The sequence below is a fragment of the Leucobacter sp. VD1 genome (assembly GCF_037150695.1).
Classification (GTDB): Bacteria; Actinomycetota; Actinomycetes; order Actinomycetales; family Microbacteriaceae; genus Leucobacter.
In genome coordinates this window covers 1-23,388 of the sequence record NZ_JBBCPO010000002.1, presented here as the reverse complement: position 1 = coordinate 23,388, position 23,388 = coordinate 1, and the positions used below count along the sequence as shown (strand labels likewise).

15 protein-coding genes and 1 other RNA gene are annotated in these 23,388 nt (G+C 66.5%); 14 read left to right on the top strand and 2 right to left on the bottom strand.

Annotated features, from left to right (window positions below):
* Positions 1 to 49 precede the first annotated feature (49 nt).
* The 12 genes from rplL (at position 50) to WFL22_RS05455 (ending at position 18,704) form a co-directional block, all read left to right on the top strand.
* Positions 50 to 433, top strand: coding sequence for a 50S ribosomal protein L7/L12 (gene rplL / locus WFL22_RS05510; protein ID WP_336652815.1), 384 nt, complete (start codon positions 50 to 52; stop codon positions 431 to 433).
* 244 nt (positions 434 to 677) lie between these two features.
* Positions 678 to 2,414: an ABC transporter ATP-binding protein gene (locus tag WFL22_RS05505; protein ID WP_336652814.1), complete on the top strand. Its 1,737-nt coding sequence runs from the start codon at positions 678 to 680 to the stop codon at positions 2,412 to 2,414.
* Positions 2,414 to 4,498, top strand: coding sequence for an ABC transporter ATP-binding protein (locus WFL22_RS05500; RefSeq protein ID WP_336991820.1), 2,085 nt, complete (start codon positions 2,414 to 2,416; stop codon positions 4,496 to 4,498). Before WFL22_RS05505 ends, WFL22_RS05500 begins: the two co-directional genes overlap by 1 nt.
* 193 nt (positions 4,499 to 4,691) lie before the next feature.
* On the top strand, positions 4,692 to 7,274 hold the full coding sequence (locus WFL22_RS05495; protein ID WP_336991819.1) for a S8 family serine peptidase: 2,583 nt from the start codon (positions 4,692 to 4,694) through the stop codon (positions 7,272 to 7,274).
* 5 nt (positions 7,275 to 7,279) lie between these two features.
* Positions 7,280 to 7,376: signal recognition particle sRNA small type (gene ffs / locus WFL22_RS05490), an RNA gene on the top strand.
* 109 nt (positions 7,377 to 7,485) lie between these two features.
* The gene (locus WFL22_RS05485) at positions 7,486 to 8,964 is read left to right on the top strand and encodes a phytoene desaturase family protein (protein WP_336991818.1); all 1,479 of its coding nucleotides are present in this window, start codon (positions 7,486 to 7,488) and stop codon (positions 8,962 to 8,964) included.
* A gap of 163 nt (positions 8,965 to 9,127) precedes the next feature.
* Entirely contained in the window at positions 9,128 to 11,236 is a 2,109-nt protein-coding gene (gene pta / locus WFL22_RS05480) for a phosphate acetyltransferase (RefSeq protein ID WP_336991817.1), read from the top strand.
* A 2-nt stretch (positions 11,237 to 11,238) separates the two neighbouring features.
* The gene (locus WFL22_RS05475) at positions 11,239 to 12,426 is read left to right on the top strand and encodes an acetate/propionate family kinase (RefSeq protein ID WP_336991816.1); all 1,188 of its coding nucleotides are present in this window, start codon (positions 11,239 to 11,241) and stop codon (positions 12,424 to 12,426) included.
* 102 nt (positions 12,427 to 12,528) lie between these two features.
* Positions 12,529 to 15,597, top strand: a complete 3,069-nt coding sequence (locus tag WFL22_RS05470) for a DNA polymerase III subunit gamma and tau (protein WP_336991815.1) — start codon at positions 12,529 to 12,531, stop codon at positions 15,595 to 15,597.
* 42 nt (positions 15,598 to 15,639) lie between these two features.
* Positions 15,640 to 16,236 (top strand): recombination mediator RecR, encoded by a 597-nt coding sequence (recR, locus tag WFL22_RS05465; protein ID WP_336991814.1) that lies wholly within the window; start codon positions 15,640 to 15,642, stop codon positions 16,234 to 16,236.
* Positions 16,237 to 16,347: 111 nt separating this feature from the next.
* Positions 16,348 to 17,625: an aspartate kinase gene (locus tag WFL22_RS05460; protein WP_336652806.1), complete on the top strand. Its 1,278-nt coding sequence runs from the start codon at positions 16,348 to 16,350 to the stop codon at positions 17,623 to 17,625.
* A gap of 11 nt (positions 17,626 to 17,636) precedes the next feature.
* Entirely contained in the window at positions 17,637 to 18,704 is a 1,068-nt protein-coding gene (locus WFL22_RS05455) for an aspartate-semialdehyde dehydrogenase (protein WP_336652805.1), read from the top strand.
* Between the two features lie 117 nt (positions 18,705 to 18,821).
* Here the strand turns inward: WFL22_RS05455 and WFL22_RS05450 are convergent, their stop codons facing one another.
* On the bottom strand, positions 18,822 to 19,763 hold the full coding sequence (locus WFL22_RS05450) for a metallophosphoesterase (protein WP_336991813.1): 942 nt from the start codon (positions 19,761 to 19,763) through the stop codon (positions 18,822 to 18,824).
* A 4-nt stretch (positions 19,764 to 19,767) separates the two neighbouring features.
* Positions 19,768 to 22,395 carry a transglycosylase domain-containing protein gene (locus WFL22_RS05445; protein ID WP_336991812.1) on the bottom strand — a complete coding sequence of 876 codons (2,628 nt, stop codon included), beginning with the start codon at positions 22,393 to 22,395 and terminating at the stop codon, positions 19,768 to 19,770.
* A 113-nt stretch (positions 22,396 to 22,508) separates the two neighbouring features.
* Here WFL22_RS05445 and WFL22_RS05440 point away from each other — a divergent pair, with 113 nt between their 5' ends.
* Both WFL22_RS05440 and WFL22_RS05435 read left to right on the top strand, forming a co-directional pair.
* Positions 22,509 to 22,676: a DUF4177 domain-containing protein gene (locus WFL22_RS05440; RefSeq protein ID WP_017883616.1), complete on the top strand. Its 168-nt coding sequence runs from the start codon at positions 22,509 to 22,511 to the stop codon at positions 22,674 to 22,676.
* Between the two features lies 1 nt (position 22,677).
* The gene (locus tag WFL22_RS05435; protein WP_336991811.1) at positions 22,678 to 23,154 is read left to right on the top strand and encodes a RidA family protein; all 477 of its coding nucleotides are present in this window, start codon (positions 22,678 to 22,680) and stop codon (positions 23,152 to 23,154) included.
* The last annotated feature ends 234 nt before the right edge of the window (positions 23,155 to 23,388 follow it).

Below are 23,388 nucleotides of genomic sequence, written 5' to 3'. Positions count from 1 at the left end.
CACCCGCCTCTCGCGCACCGCGTGAGGGCAAACATCAAGGAGATACACAATGGCTAAGCTTTCGACTGAAGAGCTGCTTGAGCAGTTCAAGGAGCTCACCCTCATCGAGCTCTCGGAGTTCGTCAAGGCCTTCGAGGAGACCTTCGACGTGTCGGCTGCCGCTCCGGTTGCCGTCGCCGCTGCTCCGGCCGCCGGTGGCGCTGCCGAGGCCGTCGAGGAGAAGGACGAGTTCGACGTCGTCCTCGAGTCGGCTGGCGACAAGAAGATCCAGGTCATCAAGGTCGTGCGCGAGCTGACCGGCCTGGGCCTGGGCGAGGCGAAGGCTCTCGTCGAGGAGGCCCCCAAGAACGTGCTCGAGGGCGCGAAGAAGGAGGACGCCGAGGCGGCCAAGGCTAAGCTCGAGGAAGCTGGCGCGGGCGTCAAGCTCGTCTAAGTCCTCTCGGACTTCGGCTCTTCGCACAGCGAAGCAGGGGCGGGATCACCTTCGGGTGGTTCCGCCCCTTTCGCGTATTCGGGGGTCTGCCGGTAGCGGTCGGAGCCGGAAGCTGGTACAGTTGCCCGGCTGTTCTGATCCGATATGAGGCCCCCGCTGACACGGGTTGGGCCCTTCCGTTGCCGCCGACTGGCCATGAATGTCGGTGGTGCGTCGCAGAATGGCACACGACGAAAGGATTCTCGTGGCCCTCATCTCTTTGACGCTTCGACACGCGAAACGGTACTGGCCGTTCATCGCGGCGGTAGTCGTGTTGCAGCTGCTCTCCACAATCGCCGCGTTGTGGTTGCCGAGCCTCAATGCACAGATCATCGATAACGGCATTGCCCGCGGCGACACCGAGTTCATCTGGCGCACGGGCGGCTTCATGCTCATTGTCTCGCTGGGTCAGCTCCTCACCGCGGCGGTGGCGGTCTACTTCGGTGCACGCACCGCGATGGGTGTCGGACGCGATCTGCGCCGCGAGGTGTACCGCAAGGTCGATTCGCTCAGCACGCTCGAGGCCACCCGCTTTGGCGCAGGCACGCTCATCACCCGCGGCACCAACGATGTGCAGCAGGTGCAGATGCTCGTGCTGATGACGCTCAACTTCATGGTTTCGGCACCCATCATGGCGATCGGCGGCATCATCATGGCGTTCCGAGAAGACGCTGGCCTGTCCTGGCTCGTGTGGGTGTCGGTGGTCGTGCTCGCGATCATCGTGAGCTTTCTGGTGTGGCTGCTGCTGCCGCTCTTCCGCAAGATGCAAGATCGCGTCGACTCGATCAACAGTGTGCTGCGTGAGCAGATCATGGGCATCAGGGTCGTGCGCGCCTTCGTTCGCGAGAACTTCGAGGCTGATCGCTATGAGGTAGCAAACCGCAACCTCACCGAAGTCTCGGTTAAGGTCGGCAACATTTTCGTGCTCATGTTCCCCGTCATCATGATGGTGCTGCACTGCGCCACCGCTGCCGTGCTCTGGTTCGGCGGCCACCGCGTCGACGCCGGTCTTGTCGAGGTCGGCTCGCTCACCGCGTTCCTGCAGTACTTGCTGCAGATTCTGATGGCTGTGATGATGGGCGTCTTCATGACCATGATGATTCCGCGCGCAGTGGTGTGCGCCGAGCGCATCAGGCAGCTTCTCGACACGGAGTCGACGCTTTCCTTCCCCGCCTCCGAGACCGTAGCGACCCCGAGCTCGGGGCGCGTCGAGTTCGACGGGGTCACCTTCGGGTTTCCGGGGGCTGAGGCCCCTGTTATCAACGGGGTGAGCTTCGTCGCCGAACCCGGCAAGACCACGGCGATCATCGGTTCGACGGGTGCAGGCAAGACCGTGCTGCTTAACCTCATGCTGCGCCTGTACGATCCCCAGCAGGGATCGATCACCGTGGATGGCGCACCGATTTCCGCCTTGACCCGTGCTCAGCTCGCCGAAGCACTGAGCCTCGTGCCGCAGCGGCCCTACCTCTTTTCCGGCACGATCGCATCGAATCTGCGCTTTGGCCGATCCGATGCGAGTGATGAGGAGCTGTGGGAGGCGTTGCGGGTTGCCCAGGGTGACGACTTCGTTCGCGCCAAGGAGCGCCAGCTCGACGAGCCGGTATCGCAAGGCGGCACGAGCGTGTCGGGAGGACAGCGCCAGCGCTTGTCGATCGCGCGTGCGCTCGTCGCGAAGCCGCGGGTGTACCTCTTCGACGACTCCTTCTCAGCGCTCGACGTGGCTACCGATGCGCGGCTGCGCGCTGCGTTGCCAGAGGCCACGGCAGGAGCCACGACCATCATCGTGGCGCAGCGCGTTTCTACGATCACCGATGCCGATCAGATCCTCGTGATCGAAAACGGTGAGATCGTCGGGCGCGGCACCCATGAGCAACTGCTCGAATCGAGCGAGGTCTATCAGGAGATCGTTCGATCGCAGCTCGAAGAGGCGGAGGCGGCCTGATGGCTGAGAAGAAGACGAAGAAGCGCGCCGAGGCAGCCGCCACCACCGGCGAGTTCGAGCTGCCCGACGACTACCAGCCCGACAATGGAGACTGGACCGGTTCACAGCCCGTGAAGAAGGCCAAGCATTTCTGGCCGTCCGCGAAGCGACTGCTCGGCCTTCTCGCGCCTGAGAAATGGCTGTTCTCGCTCGTGGTGCTGCTGGTCGTGGCCTCGGTGGTGCTCACCGTGATCGCCCCCAAGATTCTCGGCCAGGCGATGGACGTGATCTTCAACGGCATCCTCGGGAAACAGCTCCCTGCCGGTGTGCCCATCGAACAGATCATCGCGGGGGCTCGCGCCGAGGGCAACTCGCAGTTCGCCGATGTGCTCGCAGGCGCGAATGTGGTGCCCGGCGAGGGCATCGATTTCGGTCTGCTGAGCCGCCTGATCCTCGCCGTGCTCGCGCTCTACCTGGTGGCGTCCTTCCTGATGTGGTTGCAGGGCTACCTGCTGAACCGCATGGTGATGCGCATCGTGTACCAGCTGCGTCGCGACATCGAGGCGAAGATCAACAGGCTGCCTCTCAGCTACTTCGACGGGCGCCAGCGTGGCGATGTGCTGTCGCGCGTCACCAACGACGTCGACAACATTCAGCAGGCATTGCAGCAGGCATTCTCGCAGCTCGTGCAGTCGGTGCTGACGGTGATCGGCATCACCGCGATGATGTTCATCGTGTCGTGGCAGCTCGCGCTCATCGCTCTCATCGCCCTGCCCCTCTCGGGCATCATCGCGGGCGTCGTCGGCGTTCGCGCGCAGAAGCTCTTCGTGGCGCAGTGGAAGCACACGGGCGAACTCAACGGCCACATCGAAGAGTCGTTCACGGGTCACGAGCTCGTGCGCATCTTCAACAGGGATGCTGAGATGACCGAAGAGTTCGACCGCCGCAACGAAGGCCTCTTCGATGCCTCCTACAAGGCGCAGGCCCTGTCGGGCACGATCATGCCTGCCATGCAGTTCGTGCAGTACCTCAGCTACGTGCTCATCGCCGTGGTTGGAGCGCTGCGCGTCACCGCCGGCCAGATGACGCTCGGCGATGTCACCGCCTTCATCCAGTACTCGCGCGAGTTCTCGCAGCCCATCAGCGAGATGGCGAGCATGGCGAACATGCTGCAGTCCGGTGTGGCCTCCGCCGAGCGCACTTTCGATCTGCTCGACGCCGACGAGCAGGAGCCCGATGAGGCATCCGAGCGTCTGCCCGAGCGCACTGACGGGCACGTCGAGTTCGAGAACGTCTCGTTCAGCTATGACCCCGAGACGCCGCTCATTGAGGGCCTGTCGCTCGAAGCGAGGCCCGGCCACACGATTGCGATCGTTGGGCCGACCGGTGCGGGCAAGACCACGCTCGTCAACCTCATCATGCGGTTCTACGAGCTGAACGGCGGGCGCATCAGGCTCGACGGCGTCGACATCACCCACCTCACGCGTGCAGAGCTGCGCAGCCAGGTGGGGATGGTGCTGCAGGACGCATGGCTGTTCGACGGCACGATCCGCGAGAACATTCGCTACGGGCGCCTCGACGCGAGCGATGACGAGGTCGTCGAGGCCGCGACCGCCACGATGGTCGACCGCTTCGTGCGGCAGCTTCCCGAGGGCTACGACACCGAGATCTCGGAGAATGCCTCCTCGCTGTCGGCGGGTGAGCGGCAGTTGCTCACGATCGCGCGCGCCTTCATTGCGAATCCGTCGCTGCTCATCCTCGACGAGGCCACCTCCTCGGTCGACACGCGCACCGAGGTGCTCGTGCAGCAGGCCATGCGCGCGCTGCGCACCGACCGCACCTCCTTCGTCATCGCGCACCGCCTGTCCACGATCCGCGACGCCGACACCATTCTCATGATGGAGAACGGCAGCATCGTCGAGCAGGGCTCCCACGAAGAGCTGCTGGCGAAGCGTGGAGCATACTACAAGCTCTATCAGGCGCAGTTCGCGGGTGAGGTTGATGAGGCCCACGCAGAAGAGCTGCTCACCGGTGCAATAGCGGTTGCGACCGGTTCTGTCGGGGTAGTGGAGGCAGACTCAGGCGAGGAGACCACCACCTCCTGAGTGCGTGGAGCGGCGTTGTGACGCCGCTCCACGCAGCCGACTAGGGGCTCTTGGCAATCTCGAACGGGTGGCTGCTGCACTCAGTGCCCGTCTCGCCTGGGCAAAAGCTCCTACAGTTGTGGACTGTGTTCAAGTTTTCGGGTAGTGTCTGCTCTGGTCGGACGCCATACGGCATCCGCGGACAGGGGAGACTATGCGCGCATCGATGCGCCGGGGGATCGCAGCAACTCTTGCGCTCCCCATGCTGATGTTGTTCACTACGCCGGCACACGCGGAGGGTGAGGAGCAAGCCCCTTCGGGGGGCCTCTCCGAACGCATCGTGGAAGCCGCAGAGTCGGGTGCAACGACACCCCAGGAGATCGCTGAGGCGGTGTCGCTGCCTGTCGCAGGCGAAGGCAGTCTCACCTTCGACGGGGCCGACCGCCTCACCGTGTCGGTGACCTTCACCGACGTGCCCGACTCCGCGCAACTCGCCGCCGTCACGGCAGCCGGAGCCGAGATCGAGACCGTGCTGACCGGCTTCGCCGCGGCCACCGTCACCATCGCCCCCGAGCAGCTCGACGTGCTCGCAGCGGTGCCCGGCGTCGTGAGCGCCATTCCCGCACTGCGACCGTTCAGCGGAACCGACCGATCTGCCGCCGTCGCCGGTCTGCCCGGCCAGATCGCGGCGCTCACCGGCAAAGCCCTAGGCCCCGCCGCGGCCACCCCCGCGGGAGCCCCGTGCGGGCCCATCCCCATCGAAGCGGATGCGCCGCTGCACGCCGACCTCGCGCGCGACGGCTTCGACGTAGACGGCACCGGCGTCACCATTGGCATCATCTCCGACTCCTTCAATCAGACTTCGTCCCCCAGGAGCTGGGAACAGGACGTCGCAACGGGTGCACTCCCGGGCGCAGACAACCCCTGCGGGCGTAAGCTGCCCGTCGACATCGTCTCCGACGGGAAAGTCGGGGCCAGCGACGAAGGCCGCGCCATGGCCCAGCTCGTGCACGGCATCGCACCCGGTGCGAAACTGCTCTTCGCTGACTCCGGATCGAGCGAGCTCGACATGGCGAGTAACATCTTCAAGCTCGCAGACGCCGGCGCCGACATCATCGTCGACGACATCTCATTCTTGAGCGGAACCTACTATCAGCAGAGCCTTGTCTCAGTTGCCATCGAGCAGGTCAAGGCTCAAGGCATCACCTATTTCACTTCGGCCGGCAACTCCGCAGCTATCGGCACCAGCGGGGCGAGCACCGGCAAGCCCATTTCATCGTGGCAGACCACCGCATACCGAGAGACCGCCTGCCCGAGCTGGGTGTTCGAGCCGACGGGTGACCCGACAATCGGCACGCCCCCGCCGACCGCCGACTGCCTCGACTTCGACCCCGACCCCTCGGTCACTACCCCCTACGACACCCTTAAGATCCGGGGCGGCCTCAACGGAGGTCAAGCACAGATGCGTCCCTTCGGCTCCATCGGCGAACCGCTCCACGGGGTCACCACAAGTTACGAGCTGCGATTCTACGAAGTGCAAGACGCCGCGAGCAACGACGTCCAGCTGATCGGCCGAGCCTCACAGCTTGCTCCCGCCCACCCGGGGTTCACGGGCAGCGTGGTCGTCAACGAAGACACCGAGGTGCGGATGGTGATGGTGCGCACCGGATACGACCCCGCCGCGCGCAAACCGGCAGTGTTCCTCTCCTTCATCCGTGGCGGCCCCGCCATCGCGGAGCGCACCCACCTGGGCAATGCGAATCTCGGCCCTGCCGCCACCGACTGGGTCGGCGAAACGGTGTTCGGCCACGGCGGCGACGGCTCCGGCATCAGCGTCGCCTCACTGCACTGGGACGACACCCAGAAGGTGCGCGACTACAGCTCGCTCGGCCCCGGCACACTGCTCTACGAGCCGGTGCGCATCGACGCCGCGGCACCATCCGCGCGACTTCCCGAACCCGTGATCGTGAACACGCCGCACATCGCCGCGGTCGACGGCACCCAGACCACGTTCTTCGGAGAAGACGAAGGCGCCCCCGGTGCTCCCGAGTACCGCTTCTACGGCACTTCGGCCGCCGCGCCCAATGCGGCCGCCGTCGCAGCGCTCGGCCTGTCATACTCGCCCGAACTGCGCGGCGCAGCACTCGGACAGCTGGTGATCGGAACAGCCCGCGGCACCGCACAAGGCGGACCGGTGAACCCCTACACGGGTTTCTCCGACGCCGAGGTCTTCGGTGCCGGCATCGTTGACGCGAACGCGCTGCTCGAGCGGATCTACGCAGACTCGCCCGTGCCCGCCCAGCCGACCGCACTCGCCACCACCGCGGTCACCCACTCCACGGCAACTATCGGCTGGCAGGCCGCAGCGAACGCGAACCGCTACCTGGTCGAACTGTTCACCGGCGATCCGCTGCCCGCGAACTCCGTGCAAACGGCGCAGCTAGGCGCGCAGCAGCTGAGTCACGCCTTCACCGGGCTCACTGCCGCCACTCGCTACACCGCCCGGGTCACCCCGATCTCAGGCCTCGGGAAGGCCGGTGCCGCGTCATCGATCACGATCACCACGGCGAACGCCCCAGCCCCCGAACCAACACCCAACCCCGCACCCCAGCCAAACGACGGCGGGCCCGGGGCGAAGACCCTGTCGAAGACCGGCGGCGAGAACAACACGCCGCTCATCATCGGAGCAGTCGCACTCGTGCTGCTCGGTGGGGCAGCCGTTGCAGCGGCCATCGCCCTGCGCCGCAAGCGCGCCGCAGCAAGCACCGTGAACGACACCGAGGAGAACATCGGCTAGACTAGTAAGGCCCCCCATGCGGTGGCATCTCGGCGAACTCCCCCAGGTCGGAAACGAAGCAAGGGTAGTCGGGCTCTGCCAGGTGTATGGGGGGTCTTTCTATGTGTGTGAGCCTGCTGGTGTCGGTGGGCGCGGCGCTGGGTCGGAGCGTGTAGGGGGGTCTTTCTATGTTGACGGGCTCGGTGACCGGGCCTGACGCTACGCTGGGCACATGACCTCAGGAGGTGCCGCCGTTGTCGGGGCCGGGCCGAACGGCCTGGCTGCGGCGGTCACGCTCGCGCGCGCCGGCATTCCGGTGACCGTGTTCGAGGCAGCAGAGACCATCGGCGGCGGCACCCGGACGCAGCAGTTCGTGCGCCCGGGCGTGCTGAACGACGTCTGCTCCGCGATCCACCCCATGGCCCTCGCCACCGGATTCTTCCGCGCCTTCGATCTTGAACGCCGCGTGAACTTCGTGGTTCCCGACGCCTCCTACGCCAACCCCCTCGACGGCGTCCACAGCGGTGATCGGGCAGCCATCGCCTACCGCGATCTAGCACGCACCGCCTCAGAACTCGGCCGAGATGGGCCCGCCTACGCCCGCCTCTACCGGCCGCTGCTCAAGCATCTTGAGGGTGTTGTCGATTTCGCGCTCGGCGGTTCTATGCTGCGCTGGCCGCGCGATCCGCTGGCCGCGATACTCACCGCGCTGCGCACCGTCGAACAGGGCACGCCGCTCTGGAACGCGCGGTTCAGTGAGCCAGCAGCACCCGCGCTGGTTTCCGGCGTCGCCGCCCACAGCATCGGCCGCATGCCCGCGCTCGCCTCGGCGGGCGTCGGGTTGGTGCTCGGGGCCCTCGGGCACGCACGCGGCTGGCCGGTGCCGGTGGGCGGATCGCGAGCCATCACCGACGCACTCGCGGCCGACCTCCTCGTGCACGGCGGGCGCATCGAGACCGCGCATCCGATCTCCGATGTGCGCGAGCTCGCCGCCTACCGCGTCAAGCTATTCGACACCTCGGCGCGTGGACTGGTGCGGATCGCAGGCTCCGCCCTGCCTGGCCGGTACCGGCGTGCGCTCGGCCGTTTTAGATACGGAGACGGCGCGAGCAAGGTCGATTTCGTGCTCGACGGGCCGATTCCCTGGGCGGATCAACGGGTCGCTGCCGCCCCAACAGTGCACTTGGGCGGCAGCCGTGCCGAGGGGGCGGCTGCCGAGCTCGAGGTGGCCCGGGGTCGACACCCCAGCACCCCGTACGTGCTGCTGGTGCAGGCGGCCGGATTCGACCCTGAGCGGGCTCCGGTGCGCGAGGGCGGTGCTGAGTTGACGCCCATCTGGAGCTACACGCACGTTCCGCAGGGCTCGAATGTCGACGTGTCTCAGGCCGTCATTGCGCAGATCGAACGCTTCGCGCCGGGCTTCCGCGACAGGATCCTCGATGTGCGGGTGACCACTGCAGCCGAGTTCGCCGGATACAACCGAAACTATGTCGGTGGCGATTTCAGCGCCGGTGCGGTGACGCCGCGGCAGCTGTTCGCGCGCCCGGTTGTTGCCCGTGAGCCGTGGCGCACGCCCGCGGCGGGCATTTACCTGTGCTCGTCGTCGGCGTCTCCCGGGCCTGGAGTGCACGGCCTTCCCGGCTGGTACGCCGCCCGTTCGGCTCTGACACACGAGTACGGGCTGCCCGATCCAGACCTCGGCCTCCACTAGCCAACCCCAAACCCCAACCCTCCGCCTGGGATATGGGATCTGCCGAAAATATGGGGATTTCCGGGGGAGACGCCACATTTTCGGCGTACCCCATATCGAGGGGAGGCTCAGGGCCGTTGGGTGGGCGGGGCCAGTGTCGGCGGTAGAGGCGTAGGGTTGACGTGTGGCAGCGAGTATTTACCTCACCTCGGCCGAGGGACGCACTGGTAAGAGCGCCGTTGCGCTCGGTGTGCTCGACGCGTTACGGGCGGACGCACCGCGCGTTGCGGTCTTCCGGCCGCTGATCCGCTCAGCAGCCGAACGCGACCGTGTGCTTGAGCTACTGCACTCCCGAACGACCGCTGATGCGCCCTACGAGGCGTGCGTGGGCGTCACCTACGACGAGGCGCACGCCGACCCTGAGGCCGCGATGGCCCGTATTGTGGCGGCGTATCGGCGGCTGCGCGATCGCTGCGATGCGGTTGTGGTGGTGGGCTCTGATTTCAGTGATGTAGCGGCTCCCACCGAGCTCTCCTTCAACGCGCGCATTGCCGCAAATCTTGACACGCCTGTGCTGCTGGTGCTTGGCGGGCGTTCGAATGAGGAGGCTGAGCATCTCGGCCAGCAGTCGGCCCGCACGCCCTCGGAGATCGCGCAGCTCGCTGAACTGGGCTTCGCTGAGCTTCGTGCTGAGCACGCTGAGGTGCTTGCGGCGCTGGTCAACCGCGCCGACCCGCAGCATCTTGGCGAGATCGAGCGTCAGGTGGCCGCTTCGCTGCCTGCGGGCACTCCCGTGTGGGCGGTGCCCGAGGAGCTGCTGCTTGTGGCGCCTCCGGTGAGCGGTGTGATCGAGGCTGTCGACGGGGAGTTGGTGCGCGGTTCAGCGGATCTGCTGGCCCGCGAGGTGCGCGATGTCGTGATCGCGGGCATGGCGATGGAGCATGTGCTGCCGCGGCTGATTGAGGGCGCGGCTGTGGTGATCGCGGCGGATCGGGCCGAAACCCTGCTCGCGGTGACGATGGCGCACGAGGCGCCCACCTTCCCCACCATTGCGGCTGTGGTGCTGAACGGTGAGTTCGAACTGTCGCGTGCGGTGGAGCAGTTGCTCGACGGGATCGACTCGACGCTGCCAGTGGTGCGCACGAGTTTCGGCACCTTCGATACCGCGCAGCGCATCTCCCGCGCTCGCGGTTTGCTCACCGAGGAGTCGCCCACCAAGTTCGACACGGCGCTCGCCCTGTTCGACAAACATGTGGATGCTGCCGTGCTGCGGGAGCGTTTGCGCTTGCACCGCGGGGGAGTGCGCACACCCGTCATGTTTGCGTATGAACTGTTTGATCGTGCAGCTGCGGCGAACGCCCACATCGTGCTTCCCGAGGGCGACGATGACCGAATTCTGCGCGCCGCGAGCACGCTGCTTGCGCGCGGCACAGCCCGGCTGACGATCCTCGGCGACGAGTCGGCTGTGCGTAAGCGCGGAGGCGAGCTCGGCCTGTCGATCGACGCGGCTGAGGTGATCGACCCGGCGAGCTCTCCGCTGCGGGAGCGCTTCGCGATGGAATACGCAACGCTTCGCGCGCACAAGGGGGTATCCCTGGAGCAGGCGCGTGAGGTGATGCGCGATGTGAGCTACTTCGGCACCATGATGGTGCATCTGCAACTCGCTGATGGCATGGTGTCCGGCGCCGCGCACACGACTGCGCACACTATTCGCCCCAGCCTGGAGATCATTAAGACGCGACCCGGTGTTTCAGTGGTGTCGAGTGTGTTCTTCATGGCGCTTGCCGACCGGGTTCTGGTCTACGGCGACTGCGCGGTGAACCCTGATCCGACTGCGGCGCAGCTTGCCGATATTGCTGTGTCTTCGGCCGACACTGCGGCGCAGTTCGGTGTGGAGCCGCGGGTCGCGATGCTCTCGTATTCGACGGGGGAGTCGGGATCGGGTGCCGATGTCGACAAGGTGCGCGAAGCGACTGCGCTTGCGCGGGCGGCGCGCCCGGATCTGCTGATCGAGGGGCCGCTGCAGTACGATGCCGCGAGCGACCCGGAGATTGGGGCTGCGAAGCTGCCCGGATCAGCGGTCGCCGGCCACGCAACGGTCTTCATATTCCCCGATTTGAATACGGGCAATAACACCTACAAGGCGGTGCAGCGCTCTGCCGGTGCGGTGGCCGTGGGACCGGTGCTGCAGGGACTCGCCAAACCAGTCAACGACCTGTCACGGGGCGCAACCGTCGACGACATCCTCAACACCGTCGCGATCACAGCGGTGCAGGCCGGAATGGGGCGATGAGCATGAGCAGCATTCTGGTGATCAACGCCGGTTCGTCGTCGGTGAAATATCAGCTAATCGAGCCGCAAACCGAGCAACGAATCGCCTCAGGCCTGATCGAACGCATCGGCGAGCCCGAAGGGCAGCTGGTGCACCGTAGCGATGACGGCCGTGAGGAGGAGCTGCGGGTGCGGGTTGCCAACCATGCGGCAGCGTTCGCCGAGATGGTTGCGGCGTTCGAGCGGGCGGGAACGCCTGTTGCCGCGCTCGGTATCGCAGCCGTGGGGCACCGTGTGGTGCAGGGCGGCAGCGTGTTCAGCGCCCCGACTCGCATCGACGACGTGGTTGCGGCGCAGATCCTTGAGCTGGGGGCGCTTGCGCCGCTGCACAATCCCGGGCAATATCAGGCGATCGTTGCCGCGCGGGAGCAATTTCCCGGAGTGCCCCACGTCGCCGTTTTCGACACAGCCTTCCACCAATCCATGCCGCGGGAGGCATACACCTACGCCATCGATACCGAGGTTGCCGAACGCTACGGGATCCGCCGCTATGGCTTTCACGGCACCTCTCATCAGGTGGTATCGCGGCGTGCCGCAGAGTTCTTGGGGCGCCCGCTCGAGTCGCTGCGTCAGATCGTGCTGCATCTCGGCAACGGTGCGTCAGTGTGTGCTGTTGCGGCCGGACAGTCGCGTGACACTTCGATGGGATTCACCCCCCTCGAAGGCTTGGTGATGGGAACGCGCAGCGGCGATGTCGACCCCGGTGCGCTGTTGCACCTCCTGCGCGAGGGCTATTCGGTCGATGATCTCGACACGCTGCTGAACCACGCTTCTGGCCTGCGTGGCTTCACGGGGTCCGGTGATTTCCGTGACGTGCGCGCCGCCGCCGATGCTGGGAGCAGTGAAGCCGCGCTTGCCATCGCGGTCTACACGCACCGGGTTCGCCGCTATCTCGGCGCCTACCTCGTGGAGCTGGGCGGGGCTGACACGATTGTGTTCACTGCCGGCGTTGGCGAGAACAACGCTGCGCTGCGCGCGGAGGTCTGCGCCGGTTTGGAATGGTTCGGGATTCGCATCGACGCGTCGCGCAATGCCTCGCCGGATCGAGGTGCGCGTCGCATCAGCGCCGATGATTCACGGGTCGCGGTGCTGGTGGTGCCCACCGATGAGGAGGCGGAGATCGCCAGGCAGACCCGCGCTCTCGTCGCGTGACCGTGACGCGGGTGAGGCAGGCTCCGCGATCCGCTTGAGATGCGGCGAGCGGATCGCAGCCGCTCCACGAAGAATGTCAGTGGTCGCCGGTAGCATGGTCCCGTGGTTGCCGCACTGTATCGCCGTTATCGGCCAGAATCGTTCGCCGAGATGATCGGTCAGTCTCAGGTGACCGAACCGCTCATGACCGCCCTGCGCACCGGGCGCATTGGGCACGCCTACCTCTTCAGCGGCCCGCGCGGCTGCGGCAAGACCACATCGGCGCGTATTCTCGCGCGCTGCCTCAACTGCGCAGAGGGCCCCACGGCTACGCCGTGCGGTGTGTGCGCCAGCTGCCGCGAACTGAGCCGTGACGGCGGCGGATCGCTCGACGTGGTCGAGATCGACGCCGCAAGCCACGGCGGTGTCGATGATGCACGCGACCTTCGCGAGCGGGCCGTCTTCGCTCCCGCGCGCGATCGCTTCAAGATTTTCATCATCGATGAGGCGCACATGGTCACGCCGGGAGGCTTCAACGCCCTGCTGAAGATCGTTGAAGAGCCTCCGCCCCACGTCAAATTCGTGTTCGCAACCACCGAACCAGAAAAAGTCATCGGCACGATCCGCTCGCGCACCCACCACTATCCCTTCAGGCTCATCGCGCCGGGCACGCTCATCGATTACGTGCAGTCGCTATGCGACAGCGAGGGCGTGCGCGTCGAGCCGGGCGTGCTGCCGCTCGTGGTGCGCGCCGGCGGCGGATCGGTGCGCGATACCCTCTCCATCCTCGACCAGCTCATCGCAGGCTCTGAAAGTGACCTCGTCACATCCGAGCGCGCTGCCGGCCTGCTGGGCTTCACGCACACCGAACTGCTCGACGACGTCGTTGCTGCGCTGGGCGCCCACGATTCGGCAGCGGCCTTCCGCGCGACCGACCGCGTCGTGCAGACCGGGCAGGATCCCCGTCGCTTCGTCGAAGACCTGCTCGAGCGGCTGCGCGACCTCATCGTGGTGAACGCAACAACGGTCGACGGCGCCGCAGCGGTGTTCAGGGGTGTGCCCCAAGACCAGCTGACCCGCATGTTCGAACAGGCGCAGAGCTTCGGGCCAGGTGAGCTGTCGCGTATCGCCGATGTAGTGAGCGGCTCGCTCGACAAAATGGCCGGTGCCACGGCGCCCCGGCTGCAGCTCGAACTCATGATCGCCCGCGCCCTGGTAGAGCAGTCCACTCAGCCGGTGACAGCAGCAGCTCGCACGCAGCACCTCTTTGCGGGTGGCGCGGCAGCGCCCTCCTCCGCCACACACGCTGCCCCCGCGGCTCAGCGTGCAGACCTAACCCAGGCCGTCACGCCTGCCACTCCCGCGCAGCCCCGGCCCAACCCGCTCGCCGCGGTGGCCGCTGCCAGGGGTGCCTTGCACGACACTCCCGCTCCCGAAGCGACACCGACCACGAGCCCTGCCTCGGCTTCCGCGAATGCCGCCCCTGCTCCTCTGGCCGCTTCGAAGGCCGCCGCGGCGGCGCCCGCTCAGGCGCAGCCGAACGCAGCCGAGACCGCGGCGTCGATCAGGGAGTTCCTGCGCGAAGATCCGGCCGGAGCCGGCACCGCGCCGGCCACCGCGAGCACCGAGTCTGCTGCCTCGGCCTCTGGCCATGACCCGGCTCCTGGCTCGGGCATGTTGCCCTCGACGTCTGAGAACTCTGCGGCCTCGGCGAGCCACCCCAACACGGGTGCGGCGGGGTTCGGGCGACCGATCTCCGATGTGCTCAGCGCGGCACAGATCGAGGGGATCGGTCGTGACGCAGCGTTCCAAGCGCCCCCCGCTCCGCCGCAGGGTGAGGCAACTGCGCAGCAGGCAGCTGCCGTTCCCTCCTCGGGTTCGCAAGACGCAGCCGCGGCAACGACGCAGCCAGCTGCCCGCCCAGCGGGGGACGTTGCCGCCGCTGAGATGACAGCCGAGCCTGCGCAGCATGACGCCTCCGAAGCTGCAGAGGCCTCCGAAACGGGCGTGCCTGGGGCAGAAGCAGAGGCCGCCCCCGGCGGCTTCAACGACCTCGTCGAGCTGTGGCCCGAACTGCTCGAGGAGATTCTGCAGGCGGATCGCGAGGCCTGGAACGCAGTGCGAGTGGTGACGCCTCTCGCGCTCGACGGTGAGGTGCTCACCGTGGGGCTCGGCTCTCAGTCAGACCTCGCAGCTTTCAAGGCGAGCGGTGCAGGGCCGCTGCGCGAGACCATCAACGCGGCCATCGGCATCAACGTCAAGTACGTGCCGAAGCGCATTGCTCCGGCCGGTGACAATCGCGAAACCGCTCCGCAGGGCGGCAATGGCTCAGGGGATGCTCCGCGCGACCCCGACGCAGAGGAGCCTCATCGAGTCGCTGGCACTGAGCAGCCTCCGAGCGGCTTACGCGAGACCGCGTCGACGGCGAGCTCCAGTGACGAAGCGGCGGCAACGAGCCTGCCGCCGGGAGCCGCGAGCCGTGGTGTGAGCGACGCCGACGACCCTGTCGCGCGAGCAGCAGCCCGACTGAGCGGGCTCGGCCCAGCGCTTGCCGCGCCGGCCTGGGCGGATCCGCCGCCCGCTCCGCCCGCTGATGGGGCACCACTCGCACCCGCAGTGCCTCGTGCTCAGCCCGGCGAGACCGCGGAGGCGCCTGAGCCCCCAGCGCAGCCACCCGTATCCGAGGACGGTTCGCGGGGCGGTGCCCGCGCCGTGCTGCCAGACCCTGTGGCTTCGGAGCCCGCCGATGACGACTACATCCCCGCCTCCTACGACCCCGACGGCGACCCCTATGCCGGGGTCGCCGAAGACCCCTACGCCGCCGAGCACTCTGACGGGAAGACCCGCCCCGGCGGTGAGACCAGCTCAGGCGGTGAGACCAGCTCAGGCGGACAGGCGCCGGACCAGAACCCGCACCAACTCTCGCAGCTGAGCGCGGAGGCGCCAGCAGCACCGGCACCCGCGGGGCCAGCGCCAGATCACGGCTCTGCCCCTCGGCTGCCGACCCCGCCTCTGGCTGGCGATCCGCCTGCTGCGCTGCGGGGGGAGCAGGCCAGCGATTCGCCCGCTGCACCGGAATCACCGGCCCGCCGCTCCGCTCCGGCGTTCACCCGCTACGGTGAGGCCGTCGTGCGCGAGGTGCTCGGCGCCCGCTTCGTGGAAGAGCGCCCCCTGCCTCCGCGCACCCCCTGACCCTGCGCGATCCGACTCACCTACTGCGAGGAGACACCCAACGTGTACGACGGCATCGTCCAAGACCTGATCGACGAGTTCGGCAGGCTCCCCGGCATCGGCCCGAAGTCGGCGCAGCGCATCGCCTTCCACATCCTGCAGACCCAGAACTTCGATGTGTCGCGCCTCGCTGAGCTTCTCACCGAGGTGCGCGAGAAGGTGCGCTTCTGCGATGTGTGCGGCAACATCACCGAGCAGGAGCGCTGCTCGATCTGCCGTGACCCCCGCCGTGATCACAGCCTCATCTGCGTGGTCGAGGAGCCCAAAGACGTTGTCGCGATTGAGCGCACCAGGCAGTTCCGCGGGCTCTACCACGTGCTCGGAGGGGCGATCAGCCCCATCGATGGCATCGGCCCTGACGATCTCAGCATTCCGGCGCTGATGCGCCGACTCGGTGAGGCCGAGGTGCGCGAGGTCATCATCGCCACCGACCCCAATCTGGAGGGCGAGGCCACCGCGGCCTACCTTTCGCGGCTGCTCACGAGCATCGAGGTCCCCGCGTCTCGTCTCGCGTCCGGCCTGCCGGTCGGCGGCGATCTCGAGTTCGCCGATGAGGTCACTTTGGGCCGCGCATTCGAGGGACGCCGCAGCATCGAGTAGTCGCGCGATCGGCTTGCTGGCCGTGCCCTGGAGCGTGACCGGGGCCAGCGCATCTGAGGGGCGGCGCGGTCAGATAGACTGGTCTTTCGCGTAGACTTGAGGAGGACCCGCGTGGCGTTGATCGTGCAGAAATTCGGGGGCTCGTCGGTCGCGGATGCCGAGAGCATCAAACGGGTCGCCAAGCGCATCGTCGAGACTCGACGCGCGGGCAACGAGGTCGTCGTCGCGGTGAGCGCCATGGGTGACACCACTGACGAACTGCTCGACCTCGCAGCGGAGTGCACCCCGATCCCCGCACCCCGTGAGCTCGACATGCTGCTTACCGCAGGCGAGCGCATTTCGATGGCGCTGCTGGCGATGACCATCAAGGGCATGGGCATCGAGGCGCTGTCGTTCACCGGCAGCCAGGCGGGCATGATCACCACCTCCGAGCACGGTTCGGCCAAGATCGTCGACGTCACCCCTGGCCGGGTGCGGGAAGCGCTCGATCAGGGCGCTGTCGCGATCGTCGCCGGCTTCCAGGGCTTCAGCCGCGATTCCCGTGATATCACCACCCTCGGGAGGGGCGGATCCGACACCACTGCTGTCGCACTCGCCGCCGCGCTCGGGGCCGACGTCTGCGAAATCTACACTGACGTCGACGGCATCTTCACCACCGACCCGCGCGTCGTTCCCAAGGCTCGCAAGATCGATGCGATCACGGCCGAGGAGATGCTCGAACTCGCGGCATCCGGCGCCAAGGTGCTGCACCTGCGCGCTGTCGAGTACGCCCGCCGTCACGGCGTCGCACTGCACGTCCGCTCCTCGTTCTCAGACGAGCAGGGCACCATCGTCTACGACCCCCAGAAGGGGCATCCGAAGGGAGATCAGGTGGAAGAGCCGGTCATCACAGGTATCGCCGCTGAGAAGAGCGAGGCGAAGGTCACCGTCGGTGGTGTGCCCGACGCGCCTGGCAAGGCTGCCAAGATTTTCGAGATCGTGGCGAAGACCCACGCTAACGTCGACATGATCGTGCAGAACGTCTCGGCCGCGCACACGAACCGCACTGACATCTCGTTCACGATTCCGCTCGGCGATGGCCGCCGCGTCATCGAAGCGCTCGAGGCCGAGCGCGAGACGCTTGAGTTCGAGAGCCTGCAGTACGACGACCAGATCGCGAAGGTCGCGGTCGTCGGCGCCGGGATGCGCACCAGCACCGGCGTCTCGGCGCAGCTGTTCCGCGCGCTGTACGAGGCCGACATCAACATTGAGATGATCTCGACCTCCGAGATCCGCATCTCCGTCGTGACCCGTGCAGATCTCATGGACAAGGCCGTGCGCGTGCTCCACACCGCCTTCGGCCTCGACTCCGACACCGACGCCACGGTCTACGCCGGCACCGGCCGCTGAAGGGAATCCACATGGCAGAGCAGCTGAGCTTCAACGTCGCCGTCGTCGGCGCGACTGGTCAGGTGGGCGCGGTCATCCGCCGCCTGCTCGACGAGCGCGACTTCCCCATCAAGAGCCTGCGCCTCTTCTCGAGCGCTCGCTCCGCAGGGTCCACACTCGAGTTCCGCGGTGAGTCGATCACTGTCGAAGACGTAGACACCGCCGATAAGTCAGGCATCGACATCGCCCTGTTCTCAGCGGGCGGCGCAGCATCGAAGAAGTACGCCCCCGCCTTCGCTGAGGCCGGAGCCATCGTCATCGACAACTCCAGCGCATGGCGCCTCGACCCCGATGTGCCGCTCGTCGTGAGCGAGGTCAACCCGCACGCACTCGACGGCGTCGTCGAAGCTGGGCAGGGCATCATCGCCAACCCCAACTGCACCACCATGGCCGCAATGCCTGTCATGAAGGCGCTCGACAGCGAGGCCGGGCTGGAGCGCTTGATCGTCACCACCTTCCAGGCGGTTTCCGGTTCGGGGCTTGCCGGCGCTCGTGAGCTTGCCGGCCAGGCTGGCGCCGCGGTCGAGGCCGGCGGAATCGAGCGGCTCGTGCACGACGGTTCCGCAGTGACCTTCCCGCAACCCGAGGTCTACACCAAGACCATCGCCTTCAACGTGCTGCCACTTGCCGGTTCGATCGTCGATGATGGCGAAGGCGAAACCGATGAGGAGAAGAAGCTCCGCAACGAGAGCCGCAAGATTCTCGAACTGCCTGAGCTGCGTGTCGCTGGCACCTGTGTGCGCGTGCCCGTCTTCACTGGCCATTCCCTCTCGATCAACGCCGAGTTCGCGCGCCCCATCACCGCTGATCGCGCTCGCGAGGTGCTCGCAGACGCACCCGGCGTCGAGCTGAGCGAGGTTCCCACCCCGCTTGAAGCGGCAGGTCAGGATCCCTCCTTCGTGGGGCGCATCCGTGAAGACCAGTCGGCGCCTGAGGGTCGCGGATTGGTGCTCTTCATCTCGAACGACAATCTGCGCAAGGGTGCTGCGCTCAACGCTGTGCAGATCGCGGAGGCTGTTGCGGCGAAGCTCGCGGCGTAACCACGTTGTACGACAGAGGGGCGGGGATCACATCGGATCTCCGCCCCTCTGTCGTGTGCCCGCAGTTTTCGGTTGCGCCCGTGCAGCGGTCTTGCCAGGACCCGCATGGGGCTGAGCTCAGTGGGCCGCCTCAAGCGTCAGCAGCGACGCCTCCGGGCGGCACGCGAAGCGCACCGGAGCGTAGATGGAGTTGCCGAGGCCGGCGCTCACGTTCAAGAACGCGGCCCGGTGCGCGTCGTACCAGACGCTGAGCCCGCGGGCCTGCGCGGTGGGCAGATCGCAGTTGGCGGTGAGCGCGCCCACACCTGGCACGCGCACCTGGCCACCGTGGGTGTGCCCTGCGAAGATCACGTCTGCGCCCTCGTCGAGAAGTGCACCCAGAGCCTCCTGGTAGGGCGCGTGCACGACACCGAGACGCAGCGGGTTGCCACCACGGTCGGCGGCCTCGTCGTGCTCAGCGCGCAGCGCGTGCAGAGCCGAGCGCATCGCCTCCGGGTCGTGGTAGCGCACATGGGGGTCATTCATCCCGAACAGCTCGACGCGAGTGCCGCGCAGCTCGAGCTGGGCGGCACTGTTGTTGAGGTTGATCGCGCCCAGTTCTTCGAGGCCGGCGGTGAGTTTCGTGTTGTCGATGTCGGGCCTGCGCGTGCTGAGCCGGCTGGGTTCGATGAGGTAGCGGGTAGGGTTCTTGAACACTGGCCCGTAGTAGTCATTGGAGCCGTGCACAAAGACCGTTGGCGTGCACTCCACCAGGGGGCGCAGTGCGCGCAGCAGCGCAGGACGGGCCTGCAGATGCCCCATCAGGTCGCCGGTGAGCACCAGCAGGTCTGGGCGTAGTTGGGCGAGCGAGCGCACCCAATCGATCTTCTGGGACTGCCAGGGAGCCAGATGCAGATCGGAGAGCTGCAGCACGCGGATCGGTACCGCGCCCTCGGGGAGGAGCGGTACGGTGTGCTGACGCACGGTGAAGAGGCGCCGTTCGATGAGCGTCGACCAGATGGCGAACCCCGCTGCGGCCGTTCCGAGAACGGCCGCAGCGGTGCGCTGCGCAGAACTCACCGGCTCAACCCTTGTCTGCGCAGGCGAGCACGACCGAGATCTTGCTGTTGCCGCGCGCTTCTGCGCCGCTCGCGGGATCTGTGGAGGCCACAAGGTCCTTCTTCGGGTCGGGCTTACCGCCAGCCTGGCAGGAGAAGTCGGCACCGTTGAGTCCGGCGGATCTCAGGCGGGCTTCCGCATCGGCACCAGTCGCGCCGACGAGCCCGTCAGGAACGACCACCGCTTGGCCGTTGCTGCGATACAGCGTGATGCCCGATCCCAGTGCTACAGAAGCTCCGCCATCGGGGTCCGAGCGAGCGATGAGGCCCTGGGCGATCGAGGAGTCGATCTCGCCGCCGTCGGAGACCGACAGACCGACGTCGGTGAGCAACTTGGTGGCCTCGTCGAAAGACTTGCCCCTCGTGTCGGGCACGGTCACCATGGTCTGGCGGATCGAGGCCGAGCTGGGCTGCGGGAACGCGGTGCCGCCGTACTTCTGATCGGCGACGTTCATCATGGCGGGCCAGATCGTCTGATCCGCGAACATGAGGTTGCCAAAGGGCTGGGTGGAAACACGCTCGCAAACGCCGTCTTCGTAGCAGATGGGGTCGGCATTGCCCACCCAGGTGGCCGTGGCGACAGTGGTGCTTGCGCCGACGGTCCAGTTGTCTATGATGTCGTCGGTGGTGCCGGTCTTCGCGAGGTGTGGCACCCCGTAGGGCGAGCGGGCGTGCCGCGCGAGACCGTTCTTCACGGTCTCTTCGAGCGCGTAGGCCACGCCTGAAGCGACTTCTGGGGCGACGCCCTCGGTGCACTTGGTCTTCGTAAACGGCACTGGTTCGTCGTTCGTGTCGAGGATCTGATCAATAGGCACCGGGGTGCACACAGTGCCGTTGCCGGCGAAGGCCGCAAAAGCAGAAGCCATGGTGATCGGCGCGATCTCGTCGGTGCCGGCGAAGGTGCCGGAGGGAACGCGCGTGAGCTTCGTCGTGCCGTAGTTGTCGAAGTTCTGGTCGTGCATCTGCTTCGAGGCGCGGTGGATGCCCAGCTTCTCGGCGAGCTTGTAGGTGTCGCAGAGGTCCATCTTCTGCTGCATAGACACGATGCCGCCGTTCACCGATTGGGTGATCGCGGTGAGCACCGGGCGGTTGCCTCGCACTCCGAGGTTGTCGTTCTGGAAGGTCCAGGGGCCGTAGCCGTAGACGCCATCGGGTGAACAGGAGTCGCGGAACGACTGCAACTGCACGGTGCGGCCGTCCATCTGCACGATGTCTCGCACGGAGTGGCCAGTGCGTATCCACTCGGCCAGCGTAATCGGCTTGAAGGTCGACCCGACCTGGAAGCCGTTCGAGCCGCCGTAGTCGAAGTCGGTGTTGTAGTTGACCGTGGTGTATCCGGGGTTCTCGCTGAGGAACGCTTCAGCATCGTTGAAGGGTCGGTTCTGCACCATCCCCAGCACGCGACCGGTGCCCACCTGCGTGCTGACGCTTGCGGCACCGACCTTGATACCGTCCATGAGTGCCGGCACCGTGTCGCGTATGGCTGCGAGCCCAGCTGCCTGGATATCAAGATCGATGGTGGTGTAGATCTTGAAACCGCCACGGCGGAAACGGAACTCGCGCTCAGCGGGATCGGAGCCGAAGTTCGGATCCTGCTTGATATAGCGCAGCACGTAGTCGCAGAAGTGGCCGAGGCCATAGTTCTGCTCGGCAACGAAGCAGCCTGCGACGCGCGGCGTGATCTGCGGCTCGATCGGCGTGGCGATGGCCTCGGCGTGCTGGGCCTCGGTGATCTTGCCGTGCTTGAACATGCTGTCGAGAATCTTATTGCGGCGCTCAAGGTTCGCGGGGAGGTTCTCGGGAACGTCGAGCTGATACAGCGAGGGATTGTTCACGATGGCGACCAGGCTCGCAGCCTCCGCAAGCGAAACATCCTTGGCAGACTTGCCGTAGTAGTACTGCGCCGCCGACTCGATGCCGTAGATCTGACGACCGAAGAGGGCGATGTTGAGGTAGCCGAGCAGAATCTCATCCTTCGGATACTGCTTCTCGATGCTGATCGCGTAGCGCATCTCCTTGAGCTTGCGGTCGGCATCCTGGCGCATCGCGTCTTCGTAGGCCTTGTCGCGCGCCTCCTCGTCTTGGATGGAGTACGCCTCCTGGATGAGCACGTTGCGCACGAACTGCATCGTGATCGTGGACGCGCCCGAGAGATTCTGGCCGGCCGCGTTCTGCAGCACCGCGCGGCTCGTCGCCAGGATGTCGACACCGCCGTGGGTGTAGAAACGCGGATCTTCCTCGGCGACCGCGGCATCTTTCACGTACTGGGAGATGGCATCCCAGCCGACCATCTCGCGGTTCTGGTCGTAGAACGTTGCCAGCTCGTAGTCGGCCCCATCAGACCCCTTCGCGTAGAGGGTCGAGGGCTGGGCCAGCTGGCCTGGATCGAGGTGGCCCGGGAGCTTCTCGAAGATATCGACTGCGGTCTTCGCGGTGTGGCCGCTCAACGCCACCACAGGGGTGACGGCTGCGGTGACGAGCACTCCGGCGATCACGCTCATCGCGACGGCACCGAGGATGCCGCCAAGGGCACCACCCGCGCTGCGCGGCTTGAAGGTGCGCACGCGCGCGGACTGAGATGTCTGACGGGTCATAGAATCAAGGGTAAGCGACATAGCTGACAAAACAGCAAGGCGGCAGGCCCCACGGCCTGTTTCGCCGTCGACCGCAATGCACCGTCACCGCACATACCGAGGGAGATCCGCACGTGAGTGAATCGACCGAAGCACCTCGCTGGGAGTACTTCGTCACGCCGCTGCTGCTGCACAACGAGGCCCAGATCCTCAACAACTGGGGCGCCCAGGGGTGGGAACTCGTGCAGATTATCGAGGGCCCGGCTGGCGGCAACGTCGCATATTTGAAGAGGAAGGCCTGAAATGACGTCTGTGATCGAGGAGCGCCTGAGCGATCTCGGCTACGAGATTCCCGAGGTGGCCGCTGCGGTTGCCGCCTACGTTCCGGCGCTGCGCGACGGCAACTACGTGTACACGGCGGGGCAGCTCCCCTTCGTGAGCGGGCAGCTGCCCGCCACGGGCAAGGTCGGTGAGGGCGAAGGCCTCGTCGCGCCAGAGCAGGCTGAAGAGCTTGCGCGGCTCTGCGCGCTCAACGCCCTGGCTGCCGCGCGTGGCGTGATCGGTTCGCTCGACAAGATTACGCAGGTGGTGAAGGTGACGGCCTTCGTGGCCTCCGACCCCTCATTCACCGGTCAGCCCGGTGTGGCGAACGGCGCTTCAGTGTTCCTGGGTCGCGTGTTCGGTGACCTCGGCATCCACGTGCGCTCGGCTGTGGGTGTCTCCGTGCTGCCGCTCGATGCCCCCGTCGAAATCGAGTTCGTGTTCAAGGTCGAAGACTAACCGCGCACTTCTCGCAAGACGCGAACGAGGCGGGGCGGGACCGAGGACCAGGACCGCCCCCCCCCCCCCCTCCGCGGCCGGGGGGCCCGCCCACCGCCCCCCGCCCCCCCGGTCCCGGGTTGTGGTGCTGACGTCTCTTTTTGCGTGGGGGGGGGGGGTGGCGGCCCCCCTCTCCTCCGCGAAAACCCTTTGGAGGGGGGGGAGGAGCTTTTATTGCGAGAAGACACGTCTCTA